Source organism: Parendozoicomonas verongulae (assembly GCF_009711465.1).
GTDB classification, from domain to species: Bacteria; Pseudomonadota; Gammaproteobacteria; order Pseudomonadales; family Endozoicomonadaceae; genus Sansalvadorimonas; species Sansalvadorimonas verongulae.
The window spans coordinates 984-2571 of record NZ_SMME01000744.1 but is presented as its reverse complement, the minus strand read 5'-3'; the positions used below and the strand labels follow the sequence as shown (position 1 = coordinate 2571).

The following is a 1588-nucleotide window of genomic DNA, read 5'->3' as shown; positions in this document are numbered from 1 at the left end:
CTGCGCAAAACACTGGTGGAAGATAACCAGCTGGAAGCGGTAATCAACCTGCCGTCCGGTGTCTTTAAACCCTATGCCGGTGTGGCGACGGCCATTCTGATTTTCACCAAGGGCGGCGAGACTGAAAACGTCTGGTTCTACGATCTGGAAAACGACGGTTACAGTCTGGATGACAAGCGCAACCCTATCGACAAAAACGATTTGCCTCATTTGATTGCGAACTGGAAGCAATATCGCAGGAGCCGTAATTTGCCGGTGGATGCGTTTGTTGGACACAAACTGTCTGATGAAAGCATCGTTCCCATGATGGACTGGACTGATCGCACTCAGAAGGCATTTGTCGTACTCAAGGCGGATTTGAAAGCTAATAAATACGACCTGTCCATTAACCGCTATAAGGAGGTGGTGTACGAGGAAGAGGTTTATGACCCGCCGAAGGAAATTCTGGGGCGGTTGAAGGATTTGGAGGCTGAGATTCAGAAGGAGCTGGGTGAGTTGGAGGGGATGTTGTGATGCTGCGTCGCTCTGGTTTCTCTGATAAATGGCCTGTTGTGCCTTTAAGCGAAGTCGTTACTTTTTTAGATAATCTCAGGAAGCCTGTAAAAGCGTCTGAGCGTGTCGAAGGTGATTATGCTTACTATGGAGCTAATGGCTTACAGGGTTCTATAGATGGTTATCTGTTTGATGAGTCTTTGGTTTTGCTTGCAGAAGATGGTGGCCACTTCGGTAATCCTGATCGTGATATTGCATACATTGCTACTGGCAAGTATTGGGTAAACAACCATGCTCATGTGCTGAAACCGAAGGATAATATTGATCTGACTTTTCTCTACCGTGTTTTGCAGCGGTATGATGTGACTCCATTTATTAAAGGGGCAACCAGAGCAAAGTTAACAAAAGGTGATGCAAGCAGAATACCTGTACCACTCCCCCCACTACCCGAGCAAAAACGCATCGCCGCCATTCTGGATAAAGCCGACCAGCTTCGCCAGAAACGCCAGCAGGCCATCGGCCTCGCCGACGAATTCCTCCGCAGTGTGTTCCTGGATATGTTTGGTGATCCGGTGACTAATCCGAAGGGGTGGGAGGTGAAGCCGCTGAAGTCGTTAGTAAATGTTATGAGTGGTGGAACACCTTCAAAGAAGAATGAAACATACTGGTCTGGTGAGTTTCCTTGGGTTTCCCCGAAAGATATGAAAAGTGTCGAGATTTCAGATGCGCTAGATCACATTTCAGATTCAGTTTTCACCGAAACTAACCTAAAGAAAGTGCCAACATCCTCAATTTTAATTGTTGTAAGAGGCATGATATTGGCTCACACAGTTCCCGTGGCTATCACTACAAGAGATGTGGCAATAAATCAGGATATGAAGGCATTTACCTGCACAGATTATTTGCTGCCTAATTTCCTGCTTTGGTTTCTGAAGTCTCAACATGAGCATCTTCTCTCGAAAGTATCTTCAGCAGCGCACGGAACAAAGAGATTTGAAATGGATGATCTCTTAAGTCTACCTGTATTTCTTCCCTCTCTTGAATTACAGAAACACTTCTCTGAGATAACACAGAAATTTAAATCATTTTCAGCAGT

2 protein-coding genes are annotated in these 1588 nt (G+C 45.7%); both read left to right on the top strand.

The genetic code is table 11. From position 1 onward, the window contains the following. On the top strand, nucleotides 1–513 hold a 513-nt coding region (locus E1189_RS04775; protein WP_155158915.1), incomplete at its 5' end, for an N-6 DNA methylase. Next, a partial coding sequence (locus E1189_RS04770; protein ID WP_230460169.1) for a restriction endonuclease subunit S occupies nucleotides 513–1588 on the top strand: 1076 nt, incomplete at its 3' end. The genes E1189_RS04775 and E1189_RS04770, both read left to right, overlap by 1 nt.